Below are 20665 nucleotides of genomic sequence, written 5' to 3'. Positions count from 1 at the left end.
CTAACTTATTTAATCGAATTTTAAATCCGTATTTTGGTGTTCTCTTAAGTAATCATTCAATGGTTTAAATTCGGGATTATTTTCAAAATCATCCCGAAATACAATTTCATGTGCTTCTTGTTGAGCGACTTGTAAAGCATTAATGTCACCAATCGGGTCACCAATTTTAAATTCAGGAATACCCGACTGCTTACGACCCAATACGTCCCCAGCGCCCCTCAACTCTAAATCTTTTTGAGAAATCACAAAACCGTCTGTTGTTTCTGTCATAATTTGCATTCTTTGAATACCAAATTCGTTCTTTGGATCCGCAATTAAAACACAGTACGACGCTTTTTTTCCTCGACCAACTCGTCCTCGTAATTGATGTAATTGTGCTAACCCGAATCTTTCCGCATTATAAATCATCATGACAGTCGCATTAGGAACATCAACGCCGACTTCGATAACCGTTGTTGACACTAAAGCTTGATACTTATTCGCCTTAAAGTCAGCCATCATTTGGTCTTTTTCATCATTCTTCATTTTACCATGTAACAGGCCAACTTTATATTTTGGTTCAAATATTTCTTTCATATTCTCATATAAAGCTAACGCATTCTTTAAATCCAAAGTTTCTGATTCGTCAATTAATGGCGTAATAATGTAGGCCTGTGATCCCTGAGCCAACTGTTCTTTAATTAAATCAATGCCTTTTCCCACCTGGGAGCTTTTTAACCATGATGTCGTAATCGGCTGACGTCCCGCGGGTAATTCATTAATCGTGGAGACATCCATTTCGCCGTAAGCGGTGATTGCGAGCGTTCTCGGAATTGGCGTAGCCGTCATTGCTAAAACGTCTGGTTCGGCACCTTTTTCTCTTAAAATACGTCGTTGATTCACACCGAATCGATGTTGTTCATCAGTAATTACCAACCCAACACGTTTAAATGAGACATCCGGTTGGATGATGGCATGTGTTCCAACAATCAAGTTCACTTCACCTGACTCGAGATGGGCTAATAACTCACGTCTAGCCTTCACCTTCATTGACCCTGTTAAGAGCGCAACGTTCACTGGAAAGTCTGCAAATAAAGTCGCCATATTATTGGCATGTTGTTCGGCTAAGATCTCAGTTGGGGCCATTAAGACAGCTTGATAACCGGCAGTTATGGCAGCGTACATGACTATTGCTGCCACGATTGTTTTACCCGATCCAACATCTCCTTGAAGCAAGCGATTCATATGAATCGGTTGCTTCATGTCAGCACAAATTTCATTAACTACCCTTTTTTGGGCGGCAGTTAACTCAAAAGGCAATGTTTGAATAAATTTTTTTAGTTCATTATTTTGATAATTAATTTTAATTCCATAATTTTTAGTATCAGTCTTTTTTACATATTGTAATTTTAACTGGAATAAAAAGAACTCTTCAAAAATAGCCGTTCGTTTCGCTTCATGAAAATTTTTTTCATCCTTTGGAAAATGAACATCATGCAGCATCATTTTACGATTTACTAAACGGTACTTCTGAATTAATTCTGTTGGTAAAAACGAGCCGACTTCATCGGCATATTGTTCAAACGCCTGGGTAATTAATTGTCGAATTGCCGTTTGGTGAATATCCTTAGATGACCGGTAAATTGCAGCTAACCCATCATCGGTTTGTTTAGTTAATAATTTCATTCCAGACAAACTTTTTCGCTTATCGTCCCACTTACCGTACACGGCAACTTCCTTACCAATCTCAAATTGCTTCTGCAGAAAAGGTTGATTAAAGAAACTAACAGTTATATTGCCGTCATCAACTAGTAGACGAACATTTAACAGATTTCTTTTCTGACCAAATCTAACTAAAACGGGCTCAGAAGAAACAGTGCCCTTTAATGTCACTTTTTCTTGGTCCGTAATCTCGGATAACTTTTTCGCTTTTAAATCATCATATCGATAAGGGTAAAACGTTAATAAATCTTCAATAGTATTAATACCTAACTGGTTAAGTGCCGTTAATTTTTTAGGTCCAACACCCGTTAAGACCCCAACCGAATCATCTAATGATGTCATTTTGATACCTCACTTTCCTCAGAATATAAAAAAAAGGAGAGAACATAGCCTCATCCCGCCTTTATTTTATGTTATTTTATTCAACCGAAATTAAATAAGGATAAACCGGTTGGTTTCCTTCATGGATTTCAACTTCTAAATCTTCATCAATTTCGTAAATAGCCGCTTCGATTTCTTTAGCCTCAGCTTCGGAACCGTCTTCACCTACAATAATTGTAATGATTTCACTGTCTTCATCCAACATTTCCTTAGTCATTTCGATGGCAACTTTTTTACGATCATTATCAGTTACTTTGATGCTGCCATCAATGATCCCCATATAGTTGTCTTTTTTAATTTCAACGCCTTCAATCGTTGTATCACGCACAGCAATTGTTACTTGTCCAGAAGTTACTGTATCCAAGTTTTCAATCATAACTTCTTTATTTTCTTCTAATGTACTATCAATATTAAATCCAAGCATTGCCGTCATTCCTTGAGCAATTGTACGACTTGGTACAACAACTGCGGGAACTGCTGATACTTCAACAGCTTGTTCAGCAGCTAGGAAAATATTTTTATTATTAGGAAGAATAATAACATTTTTAGCTTTAGTTGCTTCAATGGCTTTAACAATATCTTCCGTACTTGGATTCATTGTTTGTCCACCACTTAAGATGTAAGAAACACCTAAACTCTTAAATAACGTTGCAACACCGGCACCTGATGAAATTGAAATAACTGCGATTTCGCTAGGTTCCACACTTGCATCAGCTGCTTCGGCTTCTTCTTCGTCATTTTCCAAGATTGTTTCGTGTTGTTGACGCATATTATCAACTTTAACTTTAATTAATGAGCCATAATGTTGGCCATAAGTCATTACTTCACCGGGATTTTCCGTATGAACATGCACTTTAACAACTTCGTCATCAGCAACAACGAGAAGCGAGTCACCAATTTCACTTAAATGATTTCTAAATTCATCATAATCAAATTTTTGATCAACTAGACGACCAGCACCTAATTTAAGCATAATTTCCGTACAGTAACCAAACTGAATGTCTTCAGTACTTAATTGACTTTGGACACTTTGATGGTGACTAGCATTAACCATTTCGTCCATCTCTTTTTCGTTTGGCTTATATTCTTCGCTAACTGTTTCCTTACCAGTTAATGCATCATAAAAACCTTCATAAACGAATGTTAATCCTTGACCACCCGAATCAACAACGCCGACTTCTTTTAAAACAGGTAATAAATCGGGTGTTGTTGCTAAGGCCTTCTTAGCTGCCTCATAAGTTGCTTCCATAACGACAATAACATCGTCACTTTCAGAAACGGCTTTATTTGCCGCCTTAGCAGCTTCTCTGGCAACCGTCAGGATAGTTCCCTCAGTTGGTTTCATAACAGCTTTGTAGGCAACTTCTACCCCACCTGTTAGAGCGTCTGCTAAATCAGCAGCAGTTAAGACCTCTTTAGATTCAATTCGCTTGTAAAAACCTCTAAAAATTTGTGATAAAATAACACCCGAATTACCTCGAGCGCCCATTAACAAACCTTTAGCTAAAATTGAAGATAATTCCCCAACATGTTCAGAAGGTGAATCTTGAACATATTTTGCACCACTTGCAAATGAAAGGTTCATATTAGTACCTGTATCCCCATCTGGCACTGGAAATACGTTTAATGAGTTAATAAATTCGGCATTTTTAGCCAATCGTTGTGAACTAATTTGGACCATTTGTCTGAATTCTTGGTCCGTAATTTCTGTTACAGTCACTTCGTCTTCCTCCTCGGTCACTACTAAAATAGCTGGTTACTAATCGCCTAGTACGCGAACGCCCTGTACTAACACGTTTACTGAATTAGCAGATACACCTAGCATCGTTTCTAAATTGTATTTCACTTTTTCTTGGACATTACGACAAACTTCAGATATTTTTGTGCCGTAGCCGACAATAATGTAAACATCAATAGCAACACCATTATCTTCTTGACGAACAACAACACCCCTAGAATAATTATCTCTTCTTAAAATTTCATTTACATTGTCACGGATTTGGTTTTTACTTGCCATTCCGACAATACCAAAAATTTCAGTTGCGGCACCGCCAACAACTGTCGCAATAACTTCATTATCAATATCAATCGTACCAAATTGCGTTTTGATCTTAACAGCCATAAGAATAGCCTCCTTATATTTTCACACAATCAATAAGAGTATTTTATCATAGGATATGATAGAATAAAAGAAAAATAGCAGCCAAGTAAATCCAATTCCCCGACACGTGGGAATTTCAAGCTGTCAAGCAAATTTACTTGAAAGAAAAGTATTGCATTATATGGTTAAATATGATATTTTTGTTTAGGTAAGTAAGCATAGCTTTGCTTTTTAAGTGAATTGCAGAGGAGGATATGAATATGGCAAAAGATTTTATTACAGGACGTAAGACTACTTTCGGTAAGAAACGTTCTCATGCATTGAACCAAACAAACCGTAGCTGGAAACCTAATTTACAAAAAGTTCGCATCTTAGTTGATGGTAAACCTAAAAGAGTTTATGTATCTGCTCGCGCTTTGAAGTCAGGTAAAGTTACTCGTGTTTAATTCAATTTAAAAAGACTCAGCATTATGCTAAGTCTTTTTTTTTGCCCTATTTTTCATCATCGCGACTTTGAATAACCGCAACAACTCCTGATTTAAAACTAAATTCACCTGTATTCCCCATAAATTCGTTACTTGCTAACGAGACCGGGTATACAAAATCAATTTTATTCAACGTATATTTTTCATCTATTAGGCTTAAATGGGTCACCTGAGTTAACGGAATAAAAGCAAGATATTTTTTCCCGTCTTCCTTCACCAAATGGTAACTTCCTGGTTTAAAAAAACGAATTGAATTCTGTTTATCAACTAACCATATTTTTTCAAACATCGTGTTAAACGGTTCTCTAAAGATAAAAAATAGATTGGCCAATAAATGATCAATTCGACCACCCGTCGCACCATAAATCATAACGGTATCAAACTTAAAATTCGCAATAGCTTCTCTCAAAGCCAATTCCGTATCCGTATCATCCTTTTCAGGGTTAGCCGTTTTAGTATGCCTACTGTGTTGTGTCACTAATTTAAATTCAGATTCAGTCATTGAATCAAAGTCACCAATTGACAACTCTGGTGTAATTCCTAATTGAACTAATCTTAACGCACCCCGATCGACACCTATCCATGGACCCTGAATATTTCCGGCAACCAATTCGTCCGGCCACTGTTCCTTAGGTCCACCAACCAAGATATTGAGGATCATTTTGTTGATTCTCTTAACTTATTAATTTGTTCAGTTGGGTTGTCACTATTGTAAATATATGATCCGGCAACTGCAACCGTTGCACCACTTTCAAGACATTCTTTAATCGTTTGGTCGTTAATGCCGCCATCAACTTCAATATCAAAATCATAATTTTGAACTTGTTTAATGCGGTCTAATTGATCAATTTTACGTTTCATTTCTGGAATAAACGATTGACCACCAAATCCAGGGTTAACGGTCATTATAAGGACTTGATCAACAAGTGGTAAAACTTGTTTAATCGTTTCTAATGACGTTCCTGGGTTAATCACAACTTCGGCTTTAACGCCTAGTTTTTTAATTTGTTGAATTACACCAAAAATATGTGCTGTTGCTTCAACATGGACACCAATAATATCAGCACCCGCTTTAGCAAATTCTTCAATATATGTTTCTGGGTTTTCAACCATCAAATGACAGTCTAAAACCATTTTTGTTAATGGGCGAATTGCTTCAACCACGTTTGCGCCAAAAGTTAAGTTAGGCACAAAGTGACCATCCATAATATCAATATGTAGGTACTCTGCTCCTGCTTGATCGACTACCTTAATATCCTTTTCCAAATTTGCAAAATTAGCGCTTAAAATCGAAGGTGATAATTTCATTTTGGTCATCTCATTTCTTATAGTTTGGTTTTTGATCAACAATTAATTGATTGAATTGTAAATAGTTTTTATAACGACTTTCTAGTATTTCTCCTTGCTCTAGCGCTGCCTTAACTGCACATTTAGGTTCTTTAATGTGCAGGCAGCCTCTGAACTTGCAGCCCACGGATAATTCATTTAATTCTGGAAATAATTTTGGTAGTTCTTCTTTTGACATATCAAACAAGTCAAAAGATGAAAATCCTGGTGTATCAGCAATCAATCCACCGGCAATAGGCATCAAGGTTACTTTACGCGTTGTATGCTTCCCACGATGTAACGCCTTTGATATTTCAGCCGTCTGCAATTCTAGTTCCGGCATAATCTTATTTAATAATGTTGATTTACCGGCCCCAGTCTGCCCCATCACAACTGCGATTTTACCTGGAAAAGTATCTTGTAACGATTTAACCACATCATCCTCATTTTCACCAAAAGGAAAGAATGTCGGGTAAATCTTGCCATATGCTTCAATAATGTCACTTAATTCTGTCACTTTTCCCTCGGGAATAAGATCACCCTTTGAAAAGTATAAAACGGGTCTAACATGGTGCGATTCCAACATAATTAGTTGTCTATCTAACAAATTACTCGAAAATGCTGGTTCAACACACGATGTCACAACAATTGCTTCATCAATATTAGCAACGGGTGGACGAATCAAACTGTTCTCCCGTTCATGAATACTAAGAATGTAGCCTTCTTTTTTATTTTCAGCTTTAAAGTCAACCCAATCGCCAACTAACGGAGCCTGATTTGAATTTCTAAAATTACCTCGAGCTCTTGTTCGATAAGTTTCACCGTCAACATCAACGTCATAAAATCCACTTAGCGATTGTCTAATCTGACCTGTTACCAATAAATCAACCTCCTCTAGACAACATAATGTAATCGTTTTATATTGCTAACTAAAAAATTAGGTAAAAAGTTACCTTCTACCTAATTTTACCACATCTTTTATTTAATTCTTAGTGACATTACCATTTTCCGCAATTACTTTATCATCACGTAAAATTTTATACTTACCTGATTTACCAGAATCTACAATAAATGATAACTTAAAATCAGTATCTTTTGTAATTGTTTTTCGTTCATACAGGGTATCAATACTATGTGTCTTATCTTCAATATAGACTTCAATAACATTTTCATCTATTTTTGATTCTGAAGAACTCGAGCTGGAGTTTGAACTCTCATCTGACGAATCCTCTTTGTCTTTGTCGGATGAGCTTGAGCTTTCCATAACCATTGATTTAAATGGAACCGTTACAGTTCTTGTAAATTCATCCGTTGTCTCTTTTTTTCCTTTAGAGATAGTGACAGATAGACTACCACCTTTAGACATATTCGAACCAGCACTCGGAGATTGTTTGACAACCTGACCCTTTTCAACTGAGTTTGAATAAGCCTCACTAATTGACAATCTAGCACCAATTTCAGTAGCGTAATCTTGAACACTTTTTGTCGTGTAACCAGATAAATCTCTAAGTGTAAACATTTCAGGCCCTGAACTAACGGTTAACGTTATCACGGTATCACTTGGTACCACTTTATCGCCTGCCGAAATATCTTGTTCCATAATTTCATTTTCAGTTACGGAGTCTGAGTGTTGTGTCTCTTTCTCAACAGTAAATCCATCTTTTTCCAGTGTTGATTTAACGTCGGAATAGGTACTACCAACATAATTTTCCACCGTAATTTTAGACTTTCCTTTTGACACAATCACATCAACTTTATTTTCTTCGCGAATTGTTTCATTCTTTTTAGGCGCGGAGTTAATAATATCCCCACTAGAAACAGTTTCGCTGTTAGTTCGAGTAACTTTACCTAATTTTAAATTTTTATCTGCCAAACTTGATTTGGCTTCGCTAATTGTCATCCCACTTAAATCGGGCACTTTAACTTCTTTTGGTGAACTGGTGGCAATGGCAACGCCACCGACAATAAGCATCAGTAAAGCAACCATAATAACGCCAATAGTCCATTTTTTTCGGCGACTCATTTTCTTCTTTTTATCTATTGTTACTTCCGGTTCTTTAGCCGCGTTTATTGCTCCCGCAGCGTTTTTATCAAGTACCGGTAATACCTTTGTTTCACCACTAACTAATACTTCAGGATACCATTTTTCTGCATTCTTTTGCGATAAAGATTTACTTAACGCAATTGACATCTCTTCAGCAGACTGAAATCTATCTTGTGGGACCTTACTTGTTGCTTGTAGGACTATATTTTCAAGTGATTGTGGAATATTAGGATCAAATTCACGAACGGAAGGAACTTCACTTTGGAAATGCTTCAAGGCAATCGAAACGGCTGTCTCACCTTCAAAAGGAACCTTTCCGGTTAACATTTCATACAAAATGATACCAAGTGAATAAATATCAGAACGTTTCGTTGCCATGCTACCTCTGGCTTGCTCTGGTGATAAATAGTGAACAGAACCTAATAAGGTGTTCGTTTGCGTCAAGGAATGATCAGCTAGCGCCACCGCAATTCCGAAATCGGTAATTTTAGCATTACCTTCCTCATCAATTAAAATGTTTTGTGGTTTTAAATCACGATGAATAATATTATGATCATGCGCCACTTCAACAGCCGATAATATTTGAGTCATAATATCAATAACGACTTGGTATGGAATTGGAAATTGTTTTGTGATATACGTTTTCAAATCGTATCCCGCCACATATTCCATCACCATATACTGGAATCCATCAACTTCACCAACATCATAGACGCTCACAATATTAGGATGGACTAATTCAGTTGTCGCCAAAGCTTCTCGTTTAAAACGACGGATGGTATCTTGATCATCCCTCAAATCAACTCGTAAAACCTTTACTGCTACTGGTCGATCTAATATTAAATCAGTTGCAAGATAAACGTTTGCCATACCGCCTTCGCCCAGCGATTTAATTATTCTGTAGCGCTCATTAAATATCATGTCAGGTTTCATTTTGCCGTCCTCCGTCGATTATCATTAACTAGGAGAACTGTAATGTTGTCTAATCCACCTGCTTTGTTTGCCATTTGAATAAGTTCTTCACATTTTTCTTCAAGACTTTTTGGATTTTCCAAAACGGCTTTCATCTCACTGTCAGAAACCATATTGGTCAGGCCATCCGTACATAAAACTAATAAGTCACCCGGTTCAGAATCATTAACCGCAATGTCAGCATCAGCATCTGAAGAAATCCCTAGACTTCTCGTAATCATATTTTTTTGAGGATAATTTTTAGCATCTTCCGCTGATAGTTCCCCGCGTTTAATTAATTCGTTAACTAGTGAGTGGTCTTCAGTTAATTGGTAAAACTGTCCAGCACGCAATAGATAACCCCTACTATCTCCAATGTTGGCAACAATAAACTTGTCCTCAAAAAAGATGGCACATACCATCGTTGTCCCCATACCAGAAAGATCTTCATATTGATTAGATTTTTCAATAATCTTTTTATTTTCCATCTCTACTTCTTTGGTGATCCATTTAATCGCGTCACTAGGTTCACCAAAGTCTGTTTCCTCAAACCGAAATCCCATGTGTGAAACGGCCATTTTCGAAGCAACATCTCCGCCCAAATGCCCGCCAATACCATCTGCGACCATCACGAAAGAAATATCACTCTTGTTTTTAAAAACGCCAACATAGTCCTCGTTATTTTCTCTAACACTACCTACATCTGTTTGATAGGCAACCTTCATACTTACACCTCGAATTTAAAGTTGTTTTTCTAAACATGTAATGAAGAAACCATCTGAATGATAGTCATCCGGATAAATGGTTAATTCTTTGTCGTCTCGATCTTCCTTCAACGCTAAAGCCGTTGGCGTTTCAATCACTATGAATTCAGGATGTGTTTCAACAAATTGTTTAACAACATCTTTATTTTCAATATCCAAAATAGTACATGTACTGTAAGTTAAACGACCACCGTTCTTTAAAGTTGGTGCCACTTTGTCTAAAATAGCTAATTGAATTTTTTGTAGATTATTTGAATCAGCCAATGTCTTCTCATATTTAATCTCCGGTTTACGACGTAATAAACCAATTCCGGAGCAAGGTGCATCAACAAGAATAGAATCAAAATACTCATTATCAAATTCTTCCGAAATTAAACGTGCATCTAAAACCATTTCTTCTACAACACTAGACAAACCTAATCGTCTGGCATTATCACCAATTAATTTAACTTTATGCGCATGAATGTCTAATCCAACAACTTCTCCAAATAGAGATTCATCTAAAAATGACGCAATATGCGTTGTTTTTCCACCAGGTGCAGCACAGGCATCCAAAACTTTATCGCCCGGTTGAATATTCATTGCGTCAGCAACTAACATTGCACTTTCATCTTGAATTGTGATTAAGCCATCGTGATACACGCCACTGTCGGGAGCAAATCCATTAGTCACTAATAAGCCAACTGGTGAAACCTGACTGCGTTTAACGTCAAAGCCTTCTGCTTCCATTTTTTCAATCACTTCTTCAACTGTCGCTTTAGTTGTATTCACTCTGACAGATTGATCAGGTGCCTCATTAATTGAAGCCAACATATGAGTCGTTTTCTCTAACCCAACTTGTTTAATTAATTCATTAACTAACCAAACGGGCGTACTGCTTTCGATACTTAAACGTTCAATGTCATCTTTAATGTCAGAAATTGGACGAATACCTTCGCGTTCAATGGCATGTAAAACACCCGTTACGAATTTACGTGTTCCCGCATGACCTTTTCTCTTTGCAATTTCAATTGATTCATTAAAAATTGCTCGAGTTGGAATTTTATCGAGGTAATGCATTTGATAAATGGCACTCAATAATAATTCTTGAACCCAATTATCCATTTTTGCAGGATTCTTAACAAATGGTGCCAACCAGTATTCCAAGGTTAGTCGTCTCTGGATAACGCCATAAACCAGTTGTGTTAATAAATGCGCATCGCGAACTTCCATATGATTATTTTTGATTACTTGATTCAATGCAATATTCGAATATGTTCCTTGTTTAGCAACTCTCGTTAAAAGATCAACTGCTAAGAATCGGGGCGTTGTTTTTAAATCAGTTTTCATACATCAATCACCTGTTGTCCTTCTTTTATTCCTTGTCCACTACCATTTAGATAGTCAACAATGGTTTGTTTCGATTTACCATTAGGTTGGAGTTCGTTGACTGCTAACACTGTTCCATTACCACACGCGATTTTGAGTAATTTCTTAGCTACTTCAACGACTTGTCCAGCTGCTAATTCAGTTTTTTCGTCTAAAACAGTAACATCCCAAAATTTAGTTCTTTTACCTTTCAAAATCGTATATGCGCCAGGTACTGGTCTTAAACTACGAATTTTCCAGTCAATTTCTTTAGCCGTCTTTGTGAAATCAAGTGCCTCTTCTTCTGGTTTAATTGTAGGAGAGAAAGTAACCTCATCTTCGTTTTGTGGTATCGACTCGCTCGTCCCATTAATCAATTTTGGTAATGCTTCTAAAAGTAACTCTTTACCCAATAAACTTAATTTTTCAAACATTGAACCAGAATCATCATTATCTTCAATTTTGATAGCTCGACGACTAATAATATTTCCCGCATCCATTTGTTTAACCATGTAAATAATAGTGATACCTGTTTCTTGCTCACCATTCATAATAGCATATTGAATAGGTGCGCCTCCGCGATATTTAGGTAATAGTGACCCATGGACATTAATGGCACCAATTTGAGCAGCCGCTAATAATTTTGTTGGTAAAAATTGTCCAAATGCTGCTGTTACTAAAAAGTCTGGTTTCATCGCAATAACTTCGGCCATTTCGTCACTACCACTTAATTTTTCTGGCTGTAACACTTTAATACCGTGTTTAACTGCTACTTGCTTCACTGGTGACTGAGTCAAAACCCGTTTACGACCAACCATCCGATCCGGTTGAGTCATAACAGCTTTCACGTCGTACCCATTTTCTATTAAGCTTTCTAAAATTGGTGCTGAAAATTCTGGTGTTCCCATAAATACAATTGACGTCATAGTTTCTCCTTAACCTAAATAAAGTTTACTGGTTCAGAATCAATTGTTAATCTTAAGCCTTTACGAACTTCGGCTTGTGATTTTGTCATTAATTCTCTTAATCGTTCTTTTAACTGTTCCTCTGATTTATATTTAATAACGACTTGATAATAAAATCGATTATTAACTCGCATAATTGATTTTGGCGTCGGACCAAGAATAATCGCTTTATCCGACAACGCCGGTTTCAAAAACTGAACGGCCTCCAACATTTTCTTAGCCGCTCCCGCTTCATCCGTGTAGCTCGCAGTAAGCTGGATGGTGTAGTAATATGGCGGATAATTTTCCATGTGCCGGACAGCCATTTCTTTTCTGTAGAACGATTCATAATCATGATGTTTAGCATATTGAATGGCATAATGATCCGGATTAAAGGTTTGAACAACGACCTGCCCTTCCTTATCAGCCCGACCTGCCCGACCACTCACCTGCGTTAATAATTGGAAGGTTCGTTCACTTGACCTGAAATCCGGTAGACTGAGTGCCGTATCAGCATTTAACACGCCAACCAACGTTACATCAGGAAAATCGAGCCCTTTTGCAATCATTTGTGTTCCTAATAGAATATCGGCTTCTTTAGCACCAAATTTAGCCAGAATTTTCTCATGGGCGCCTTTTTTACGTGTTGTATCGACATCCATTCGTAAAATTCTAGCTTCTGGATATAAGGTTTTGAGTTCTTCTTCAACTTTTTGTGTACCCGTACCATAATATCTTATTTTACGGCTATGACAATTGGGGCAAATCTTAGGAATTCCCTCCTCATGACCACAATAATGACATTTCATCGTATGCGTATCCATATGCAATGTCAAAGAGGTATCACAGTTAGGACAAGGTAAAACAAATCCGCAATCTCTGCACATAACAAAAGATGAAAATCCACGACGATTTAACATTAGAACCGTTTGTTCTTTTTTTTCAAGTCGTTTGGTAATTTCATTCCTAAGTGGTTCAGAAAAATTACTTTCACCCGTATTTTTCATTTCTTCTCTCATATCGACTAGCGTCACTTCAGGCATCGGTTGACCATTAATACGTTGTGGTAATTGTAGCCACTCGTACACACCCTTTTGAGCTCTAGCACGAGATTCGAGTGACGGTGTTGCACTTCCTAATATTACGGGACAATGGTGTCTCTGACTTCTCCAAAGAACAATATCCCTTGCATGATATCTTGGTGTCTCTTCTTGTTTGTAACTTGATTCATGTTCTTCATCCACAATAATAATGCCAATATTATCTAGAGGCGCAAAAACAGCTGAGCGCGCACCAACAACAACTTGGGCCTCTTTACGTTCAATTCGGCGCCACTCATCATATCGTTCACCATCAGACAGTCCACTGTGCAAAACAGCAACCAAATCACCAAAACGAGACTTGACTCGTTTCACCATTTGCGGTGTCAGCGCAATTTCCGGAACAAGCATTAACGCCGTTTTACCAAGTTCCAATGCCTTCGCAATAGTCTGTAAATAAACTTCCGTTTTACCACTACCGGTGACCCCTTGAAGTAAGAAAGTTTTATTTATTTCATTTTTAATTGCCTCATCAACAGCTGTTACTGCAATATCTTGATTAGGCGTCAGTTTCTGCATACCAGTTGATTCAATAACTGTATCTTTATAAGGATCTCGGTAAACTTCTGTCTCAATTTTTTTGAGCCAGCCATTTTTTGCCCCAGACGTGATTGTTGCTGTTGTGATACCCATTTCTTTAACAACCTGTTTTTGTGGTACCAACTTATTTTCAGATTCCGTTAACGACTGGAGATAATTAACTAATAAATACTGTTGTTTAGCATTTTTACGTAAGCCACTTTTAATGTCTTCATAAGCTTCAAATCCAAGTTCGGGTTGAATAGAAAGTTGCATCTTAAACTTTGCTTTGTTGCCAACTTCATAAATTAGTTCAGCTTTTCCAGCTTTCGTAAGTTGCAACAACTCTTTCATTAATTCCGCACCCATGCGTTCTGAATCAAATTCAATCGAATCGTTACCTTGAAATAATTTATCTTGTAGACTCTCATCTATTTCGTCAATTAACTGAATTCTTTTTTTATACGTGGCACGCATAACACTTGGCAATACCATTTGTAAGGCAGTAATTCGAAATGAGAAGGTTTCATTAGCTATCCATGCGGATAAATCTAATAGTTCGGTATTCACAACAGGTTTGAGATCTACAACTGATTGAATGGCCTTCACGTCGCCATCAAACTGATTGTTATCAATAATTTCAATTACAAATCCTTGAACAAGTCGTTTTCCATTACCAAACGGAACAACAACACGCATACCAATTTCAATCTGATGCGTTAATAACTCAGGAATTGAATAGGTATATGGCTGGTCCGTTTGCATCGTAGGAACATCAACAATAATTTTTGCGAACTGTGTCATACCAAAACCTCCTTTCTTTTAATTAACTGCTTATTTTTTTAAATCACTAATAACAACATTGAGTAACTCCCTGGCAATTTGTTTTTTACTTGTTTGCTTGATAAAAATATTTTCCATCTGCGGTCTAAGTAACGTCACTTCGTTTTCATTACTATTAAAACCAATTGCGGCATTCGAGACATCATTTAATACTAATAAATTTAAATTTTTCTTTTCTAATTTTTCTTGCGCATTTATTAATCCGTTTTGAGTTTCAGCTGCAAATCCAACTAAATATTGATTTTGCTTAATCTTACCTAACTGTTTTAAAATATCTGGATTTTTTTCCAAGGTTAGTGTTAACGTATCTTCGTCTTTTTTAATTTTCTGGTCCGCTACGTTCTGAACCCGATAATCTGAAACCGCAGCTGCCATAATTAAAATATTTTGTTCAGCGAAGTGGCGAGTAATTGCTTCAGATAATTCTATGGCAGTTTTAACCCGAATAGTTGTGATACCAACTGGATCTGGTAATTTACTTACGCCACTAACTAAGGTAACGTTAGCGCCCAATTTTTGAGCTTCAATAGCAATCGCGAACCCCATCTTACCTGAAGAGTCATTACCAATAAACCGAACTGGGTCAATTCTTTCCTGAGTACCACCGGCAGTAACTAAAATATTTTTACCTTTTAATGGTTTATCTTTGTCGCTAAAATTAGCATTAACAACCGCCATGATTGTCTCCAATTCTGGGAATCGGCCCTTACCTGAATAACCTTCCGCTAAGAATCCAGTCTCTGGTTCAATAACCTGAACACTATCTTGTTCTAATAATCTAAGATTGCGTTGCATGGCTGGATTCATTAGCATGTGTTCATTCATTGCAGGCACAACAACTTTAGGCGCCTCAGTTGCTAATAGCGTCGTTGACGCGAAATCATCCGCAATTCCATTGGCCATCTTAGCAATCATATTTGCTGTTGCTGGTGCTACAACCAATAAGTCTGCCCAATCCGCAAATTCAATATGGGCAACATGTTCAGATTCTTTTTCTGAAAAGAGGTCGGTTAACACATTATTTTTACTTAATATTTCGAAACTTAACGGCGTCACAAACTTAGTAGCCGCATTCGTCATGACAACTCTGACTTCTGCACCTTGTTTAATCATCGATCGAACTAACCCTAAACTTTTATATGCCGCAATACCGCCCGTTACAATAAGACCGATTTTTTTATTTTCTAATGTCATTTCATGTTACCCCCATATCGAATTTATATTAGTTTCTATTGTATCAATTTTCTACGAAATAAAATAGGAGCTAGGACAATTAGCTTGTCTTAACTCCCTTTCATTTAATTGAATTAACGAATATCTTCTTTTTCAACTGGATCAATAATTAAATCACCGGTAACGACTTCTTCCAAAGCACGTCCAACGTTTTTAATTGATTTATAACTTGAGAGCATTGGTAAAGCACCGGCGTCTAATTCATGGGCACGTTTACTTGCTAACATAATTAATGAGTATCTTGAATCTACTTGTTTTAATAAGTCATCGACTGAAGGATATAAAATCATTTAAATACATCTCCTAATTGTTTTCTATAGTCAGGTAAAAATCGTTTTACACGCCAACGTTCAGCTTTTATAATTGTTTGAATTTTCTCAACAGCGTCATTTATTTCATCATTAACGACCGCGTAGTCATAATTCTGCATCATATCAATTTCACCAATGGCTTTTGTCATTCGTTTATCAATTGTTGCAGAATCATCTGTTCCACGTCCCGTAATTCTCTGTCTTAATTCCATTAAATCAGGTGGTGTTAAGAAAATAAATAATCCGTCAGAAATTTTTTCTCGAACTTGCATAGCACCTTGTACTTCAATTTCAAGAAAGACATCTTGACCGGCGTCAAGCATCTTATTTACATATTTTAACGGTGTTCCATAGTAATTGTCAACATACTTGGCATATTCTAGCATACCGCCCGTTGAAATTTCGTTCTCAAATTCTTCTTTTGACACAAAATGATAGTCAACACCATCAACTTCTCCCTCTCGCATTTTACGAGTGGTCATTGAAATCGAATAAAGAAACTTATTGTCATCTTGATCAAAAATCGCTTTTCTTACGGTTCCTTTACCGACCCCTGATGGACCAGATAGTACGATCAACATTCCACGATTAGCCATTAATTTTGTAAACTCCTCTAAGATAAGTATTAATAAATAGTATGCACTTTTTACGTCGATTATTCAAGTCCTTTATCCGCTACAATGGGCTTTTACAAATTAACTTAAATTGATACTTGCTTTATCGAACGTTTGTTCGTATAATGAAAATACAAACAAATGTTCGGGGAGGACTTTTATTATGCAAAATAAACAACAGACAACTATTCAAACAATTGGATCAACGCTTCAATACTCATATCACAAAATTTTTGATTTAGATGATTTCGTTTTAAAACCACAAATGCCTCAATTCCAGTTGGAACTCTTTACTGAGAAAGTTTTAGCCATGAAGAAAACGATCACTCTACAGTTAAACCCTTCTGGATTCCAAAAAGAATTCCAAGAACTTCGTGGTACTTTATACAGACATCCAGTCTCAGCTCAATTAATATTTAAAACGCAATATACTAACGTTACTTATTTGCTTAACGATGATCAACTTCGCTACATTACTTTACTTGACTCAATATAAAAATGGCCATTTTCTATTTAACTAGAAGATGACCATTTTTTTATTTACGCTTAATTGTCGCTGGATCAAATTTTCTTTGGATAAGTGCCAAAATTGCATCGGCAATTACTGCCATTAGGGCAGTTGGTAACGCACCTGCTAAAATAATAGCAGCACCGTCCGTAGCATTTGTTCCTCGAATAATAATATCTCCAAGACCACCTGCACCGATGAAAGAACCAATCGCCGTAATCCCAATAGCAACGACTAATGCATTTCTAACACCAGCCATAATAACTGACAATGATAATGGTAACTCAATCATATATAGAATTTGGAATCTTGTCATGCCCATCCCTTTACCAGAGTCGAGTACCCCAGGATCAACATTAATCATCCCTGAATACGTATTTTTCAAGATAGGTAAGAGCGAGTATAAGGCAACCGTCACAATAACCGTATTAACACCCAAACCTAAACCCAACATAATAATAGATAACATTGCCAGGGAAGGAACAGTCTGGATGACATTTGCGGCACCAATGACAACATCACTTAATCTGTGATGCTTAGAAATAAATATTCCAATTGGGATACCAATAGCTGCGGCAATTAAAACACCATATATTGATATTAAAAAATGTCGTGTGAATTCTTGTAAAACGTATAACCCATTATTACCAAAATAAGACATTAACTGATCAAAAGTATTCATAATTAATCACCCGCCTTTTCAAAGTAATGATGTTTCTCTAAGAATTGTTTTGCGACTACCGATGGTTCATAGAAATCATTATCAACTCTGTAATTCAACGATTGCATCGTTGACAAATCAATTTTATTTGTAAGTCGATTAATCAGTGGTCCTAATTCTGGATGTTTTTTCAAAATAGAATTATTTGCGACTAGACTTGCCGTGTATGGTGGAAAAAATTGACGATCATCTTTTAATATTTTCAAATCGTAACTTTTAATTCGTCCATCCGTTGAGTAGCCCAGCACAACATCCATTTTACCTTTTGCAAGCGCACTATAGACTAACCCAATCTGCATAGGATAAATATTTCCAAATTTAATATTGTATTCTTTTTGGAATCCATCATAGCCATCACCAATCCGACTAATCCAGTTAGCATCAACACCAACAGTTAATTCTGATTCAATTTTCTTTAAATCAGAAACTGTTTTTAAATTATATTTTTTTGCTGTTTCCTGCGTAACCATAAAGGCATATGTATCAGCAAAACCTAAGGTATCAAACCACTTCATTTGGAATCTATCCTCAAAGCCCTCTTTAACCATCTTATTAGCCTTAACGGTATCTTTTACGACCGGTTTATTCAACACAGCGCTTAAATCGGTTCCTGTATAACGAGCCGATGATACATCTGCATCACCATTTTTAAGTGCATTAAAACTTAATGTACCAGAACCTAAATTATTAATTAGTTCTACTTTATTATCTGATTCATGTTCAATTAATTGTTGCAGCATTGAACCAATAATTTGAGATTCTGTCGTTGATTGCGCCACAATTTTAATTGTTGACTGAGATCCACCTGTTAAACCAGGAAACCCACAACTTGATAAACTTACACCAACAAACAGAAGGCTTAAGCTAACAAGTATTTTTTTTATCGATAATTTCATGTTAAAGCCCTCCTTAATTTCTGGTTGTTTTTGGTGTTAATTTTTTTTCAACTTGTCCGAGTATAAAATCAACTAATAAAGCTAATAAAATAACCGGAATCGTTCCACCGAGAATTAATTTTGGTTGGTATAGGTTCAACCCATTAAAAATCATATCACCTAATCCGCCAGCACCAATGTATGAAGCCAACGTTGCCCAAGCAATGACATACGTCGCAGCTAACCGAATTCCTGACATAATAACTTGCGAAGCCATTACCAATTCAACTTGCATAATAGATTGCAAGTTAGTCATTCCCATTCCTTTTGCGGCATCTTTCAACACTGGATCAACACCATTAATCCCAATATACGTATTTCTCAAAATTGGTAGTAATGAGTAAACAAACAATGCGATAACGGCTGGAAATTTACCAATTCCAAATAATGGAATCATCATAGCCAATAGAGCCAAGGCAGGGATTGTTTGTAACATACTCGCAATTGCAATCACGACACTTGCCGTTTTGGGTAATCTCGTTAATAAGACACCTAACGGAACGGCTATGACAACTCCGAGGAACAGTGCCATCCCAGAAATTTCAATATGTTCCCATAATTTCGAGATAATCATCGCGCCATATTCTTGTAAAAATGAAGTCATTATTAACCCTCCTTCGTTGAACTTGGGTTATTCTCGTTCGTAGTTTCAGTTGTTGTTCCTGATACCTCTTCATGCGGTGCGCTATTTTCATCACCCCAAAGTGCATCATAAACAATATCAACTAACGTTGCCCGGGTCACAATCCCGACCAAAATACCTTCTTTGTTAATAACTGGTACGTTCTTAAAGCCACGTTTTAAAATACGTTCAACAGTATCACGAACTAATGAATCTTCTTTAACGTAAAAAATATCCTTATTCATAATATCGCTAACACTACTTGACGTATTGAAATTATAATCTAAACTCTCAATATCAATATAACCTTTCAAAATGCCGGCATCATCAGTAACCAACAATGTATCAACTCGACGATCATGCATCAAACGAATAGCCGTTACCAAAGATTTACCCGGCGTAATTGACACCGGATTAGCCAACATTACCTGTCCAACCGTTGTGATACTTGGACGCGCTTGAATCAATCTATCTTGTCCAATCAAGTTTTCAACGAATTTATTGGCTGGGTTTTTCAAAATGTTATCTGGCGTATCTGCTTGAACAATTTTACCCTCGGACATAACAACGATACGTGTTGCCAATTTTAAGGCTTCATCCATATCATGTGTTACAAAAATAAATGTTTTACCTAAACGTTCTTGTAAATCCTTAACTAAATCTTGTAAAGCTTCTCTAGTAATCGGATCAAGCGCACCAAAAGGTTCATCCATTAGTATAATATCTTGATCAGCAGCTAGGGCACGGACAACCCCAATTCTTTGTTGTTGCCCACCTGAAAGTTCAGATGGATAACGGTCCAGATATGATTCTGGCAACTCAACTAATTCAATCATTTCTTTGGCACGTTCATTTCTTTTTTCTTCGGGCCATTTTAACAATTTTGGCACCAATGTTATGTTTTCACGAATCGTCATATGTGGCATTAATCCAATATTTTGAATAACGTAACCAATTTGACGACGTAATTTAACTGGATCCATTTTCGCGATATCTTTACCGTCAATTGTGATTGTCCCGGACGTTTGCGTCAACATCCGATTAATCATTCTCATTGTGGTTGTTTTACCCGAACCTGAAGTTCCAATAAAACAGATAAATTCGCCATCTTGAACCTCTAAATTAAAATTATCTACAGCCTTATTACCTTTATAAATTTTTGATATATTGTCAAACTTAAGCATATTAACACTCTCCTTTTTTATAACTAGTTAT

At 36.6% G+C, this 20665-nt stretch carries 20 protein-coding genes; 2 read left to right on the top strand and 18 right to left on the bottom strand.

The genetic code is table 11. The annotated features are described in order from the left end of the window. Positions 1–9 precede the first annotated feature (9 nt). From recG to N0K73_RS04815, 3 genes are all read right to left on the bottom strand, one after another. Complete coding sequence (gene recG / locus N0K73_RS04825; RefSeq protein WP_112249724.1) at positions 10–2043, bottom strand: ATP-dependent DNA helicase RecG; 2034 nt, start codon at positions 2041–2043, stop codon at positions 10–12. 76 nt (positions 2044–2119) lie between these two features. Next, positions 2120–3802 (bottom strand): DAK2 domain-containing protein, encoded by a 1683-nt coding sequence (locus N0K73_RS04820; RefSeq protein ID WP_112249722.1) that lies wholly within the window; start codon positions 3800–3802, stop codon positions 2120–2122. A gap of 39 nt (positions 3803–3841) precedes the next feature. After that, the gene (locus N0K73_RS04815) at positions 3842–4204 is read right to left on the bottom strand and encodes an Asp23/Gls24 family envelope stress response protein (protein WP_057973455.1); all 363 of its coding nucleotides are present in this window, start codon (positions 4202–4204) and stop codon (positions 3842–3844) included. Positions 4205–4443: 239 nt separating this feature from the next. Between N0K73_RS04815 and rpmB the strand changes: the two genes are divergently transcribed. After that, entirely contained in the window at positions 4444–4629 is a 186-nt protein-coding gene (rpmB, locus tag N0K73_RS04810) for a 50S ribosomal protein L28 (RefSeq protein ID WP_057973454.1), read from the top strand. A 46-nt stretch (positions 4630–4675) separates the two neighbouring features. On the opposite strand, the gene N0K73_RS04805 is transcribed toward rpmB, so the two are convergent. The 11 genes from N0K73_RS04805 to gmk all read right to left on the bottom strand — a co-directional run bounded on the left by N0K73_RS04805 (position 4676) and on the right by gmk (position 16646). Beyond that, positions 4676–5329 (bottom strand): thiamine diphosphokinase, encoded by a 654-nt coding sequence (locus tag N0K73_RS04805; RefSeq protein ID WP_112249720.1) that lies wholly within the window; start codon positions 5327–5329, stop codon positions 4676–4678. Next, positions 5326–5976, bottom strand: coding sequence for a ribulose-phosphate 3-epimerase (gene rpe / locus N0K73_RS04800; RefSeq protein ID WP_057973452.1), 651 nt, complete (start codon positions 5974–5976; stop codon positions 5326–5328). Before rpe ends, N0K73_RS04805 begins: the two co-directional genes overlap by 4 nt. A 10-nt stretch (positions 5977–5986) precedes the next feature. Next, positions 5987–6874, bottom strand: coding sequence for a ribosome small subunit-dependent GTPase A (gene rsgA, locus N0K73_RS04795; protein WP_057973451.1), 888 nt, complete (start codon positions 6872–6874; stop codon positions 5987–5989). A gap of 102 nt (positions 6875–6976) precedes the next feature. Further along, the gene (pknB, locus tag N0K73_RS04790; RefSeq protein ID WP_112249718.1) at positions 6977–8971 is read right to left on the bottom strand and encodes a Stk1 family PASTA domain-containing Ser/Thr kinase; all 1995 of its coding nucleotides are present in this window, start codon (positions 8969–8971) and stop codon (positions 6977–6979) included. Then, positions 8968–9714 carry a Stp1/IreP family PP2C-type Ser/Thr phosphatase gene (locus N0K73_RS04785; protein WP_112249716.1) on the bottom strand — a complete coding sequence of 249 codons (747 nt, stop codon included), beginning with the start codon at positions 9712–9714 and terminating at the stop codon, positions 8968–8970. Before N0K73_RS04785 ends, pknB begins: the two co-directional genes overlap by 4 nt. A 15-nt stretch (positions 9715–9729) precedes the next feature. Next, positions 9730–11082, bottom strand: a complete 1353-nt coding sequence (gene rsmB, locus N0K73_RS04780) for a 16S rRNA (cytosine(967)-C(5))-methyltransferase RsmB (protein ID WP_112249714.1) — start codon at positions 11080–11082, stop codon at positions 9730–9732. Continuing rightward, complete coding sequence (gene fmt / locus N0K73_RS04775) at positions 11079–12026, bottom strand: methionyl-tRNA formyltransferase (protein WP_112249712.1); 948 nt, start codon at positions 12024–12026, stop codon at positions 11079–11081. Before fmt ends, rsmB begins: the two co-directional genes overlap by 4 nt. Before the next feature lie 14 nt (positions 12027–12040). Next, entirely contained in the window at positions 12041–14467 is a 2427-nt protein-coding gene (gene priA / locus N0K73_RS04770; RefSeq protein WP_112249709.1) for a primosomal protein N', read from the bottom strand. 30 nt (positions 14468–14497) lie between these two features. Continuing rightward, positions 14498–15700 (bottom strand): bifunctional phosphopantothenoylcysteine decarboxylase/phosphopantothenate--cysteine ligase CoaBC, encoded by a 1203-nt coding sequence (gene coaBC / locus N0K73_RS04765; RefSeq protein ID WP_112249707.1) that lies wholly within the window; start codon positions 15698–15700, stop codon positions 14498–14500. A gap of 113 nt (positions 15701–15813) precedes the next feature. After that, on the bottom strand, positions 15814–16029 hold the full coding sequence (gene rpoZ, locus N0K73_RS04760; protein ID WP_057973444.1) for a DNA-directed RNA polymerase subunit omega: 216 nt from the start codon (positions 16027–16029) through the stop codon (positions 15814–15816). Next, entirely contained in the window at positions 16026–16646 is a 621-nt protein-coding gene (gene gmk / locus N0K73_RS04755) for a guanylate kinase (RefSeq protein ID WP_057973443.1), read from the bottom strand. Before gmk ends, rpoZ begins: the two co-directional genes overlap by 4 nt. A 181-nt stretch (positions 16647–16827) precedes the next feature. Between gmk and N0K73_RS04750 the strand changes: the two genes are divergently transcribed. Continuing rightward, entirely contained in the window at positions 16828–17160 is a 333-nt protein-coding gene (locus N0K73_RS04750; protein WP_112249705.1) for a hypothetical protein, read from the top strand. A 40-nt stretch (positions 17161–17200) separates the two neighbouring features. Here N0K73_RS04750 and N0K73_RS04745 read toward each other — a convergent pair whose 3' ends face one another. From N0K73_RS04745 to N0K73_RS04730, 4 genes are read right to left on the bottom strand one after another with little or no spacing between them, the layout of a single operon-like run. After that, positions 17201–17854 (bottom strand): ABC transporter permease, encoded by a 654-nt coding sequence (locus N0K73_RS04745; protein ID WP_112249703.1) that lies wholly within the window; start codon positions 17852–17854, stop codon positions 17201–17203. 2 nt (positions 17855–17856) lie between these two features. Then, the gene (locus N0K73_RS04740) at positions 17857–18789 is read right to left on the bottom strand and encodes an osmoprotectant ABC transporter substrate-binding protein (RefSeq protein ID WP_112249701.1); all 933 of its coding nucleotides are present in this window, start codon (positions 18787–18789) and stop codon (positions 17857–17859) included. 13 nt (positions 18790–18802) lie between these two features. Continuing rightward, positions 18803–19432, bottom strand: a complete 630-nt coding sequence (locus N0K73_RS04735; RefSeq protein WP_057973439.1) for an ABC transporter permease — start codon at positions 19430–19432, stop codon at positions 18803–18805. A 2-nt stretch (positions 19433–19434) separates the two neighbouring features. Continuing rightward, the gene (locus tag N0K73_RS04730) at positions 19435–20634 is read right to left on the bottom strand and encodes a betaine/proline/choline family ABC transporter ATP-binding protein (RefSeq protein WP_112249699.1); all 1200 of its coding nucleotides are present in this window, start codon (positions 20632–20634) and stop codon (positions 19435–19437) included. Positions 20635–20665 lie beyond the last annotated feature (31 nt).

The sequence above is a fragment of the Dellaglioa algida genome (genome assembly GCF_030127605.1).
GTDB lineage: Bacteria > Bacillota > Bacilli > Lactobacillales > Lactobacillaceae > Dellaglioa > Dellaglioa algida.
Note: the sequence above shows the minus strand (reverse complement) of the source record. Positions and strands in the feature narration are given on the sequence as shown.

Bases quoted from the DNA above. Each gene is read 5' to 3' on its own strand.
- recG (WP_112249724.1), bottom strand. From the start codon at position 2,043: ATGACATCATTAGATGATTCGGTTGGGGTCTTAACGGGTGTTGGACCT.
- N0K73_RS04815 (WP_057973455.1), bottom strand. From the start codon at position 4,204: ATGGCTGTTAAGATCAAAACGCAATTTGGTACGATTGATATTGATAAT.
- rpmB (WP_057973454.1), top strand. From the start codon at position 4,444: ATGGCAAAAGATTTTATTACAGGACGTAAGACTACTTTCGGTAAGAAA.
- N0K73_RS04805 (WP_112249720.1), bottom strand. From the start codon at position 5,329: ATGATCCTCAATATCTTGGTTGGTGGACCTAAGGAACAGTGGCCGGAC.
- rpe (WP_057973452.1), bottom strand. From the start codon at position 5,976: ATGAAATTATCACCTTCGATTTTAAGCGCTAATTTTGCAAATTTGGAA.
- pknB (WP_112249718.1), bottom strand. From the start codon at position 8,971: ATGAAACCTGACATGATATTTAATGAGCGCTACAGAATAATTAAATCG.
- N0K73_RS04785 (WP_112249716.1), bottom strand. From the start codon at position 9,714: ATGAAGGTTGCCTATCAAACAGATGTAGGTAGTGTTAGAGAAAATAAC.
- rsmB (WP_112249714.1), bottom strand. From the start codon at position 11,082: ATGAAAACTGATTTAAAAACAACGCCCCGATTCTTAGCAGTTGATCTT.
- fmt (WP_112249712.1), bottom strand. From the start codon at position 12,026: ATGACGTCAATTGTATTTATGGGAACACCAGAATTTTCAGCACCAATT.
- priA (WP_112249709.1), bottom strand. From the start codon at position 14,467: ATGACACAGTTCGCAAAAATTATTGTTGATGTTCCTACGATGCAAACG.
- coaBC (WP_112249707.1), bottom strand. From the start codon at position 15,700: ATGACATTAGAAAATAAAAAAATCGGTCTTATTGTAACGGGCGGTATT.
- rpoZ (WP_057973444.1), bottom strand. From the start codon at position 16,029: ATGATTTTATATCCTTCAGTCGATGACTTATTAAAACAAGTAGATTCA.
- gmk (WP_057973443.1), bottom strand. From the start codon at position 16,646: ATGGCTAATCGTGGAATGTTGATCGTACTATCTGGTCCATCAGGGGTC.
- N0K73_RS04750 (WP_112249705.1), top strand. From the start codon at position 16,828: ATGCAAAATAAACAACAGACAACTATTCAAACAATTGGATCAACGCTT.
- N0K73_RS04745 (WP_112249703.1), bottom strand. From the start codon at position 17,854: ATGAATACTTTTGATCAGTTAATGTCTTATTTTGGTAATAATGGGTTA.
- N0K73_RS04740 (WP_112249701.1), bottom strand. From the start codon at position 18,789: ATGAAATTATCGATAAAAAAAATACTTGTTAGCTTAAGCCTTCTGTTT.
- N0K73_RS04735 (WP_057973439.1), bottom strand. From the start codon at position 19,432: ATGACTTCATTTTTACAAGAATATGGCGCGATGATTATCTCGAAATTA.
- N0K73_RS04730 (WP_112249699.1), bottom strand. From the start codon at position 20,634: ATGCTTAAGTTTGACAATATATCAAAAATTTATAAAGGTAATAAGGCT.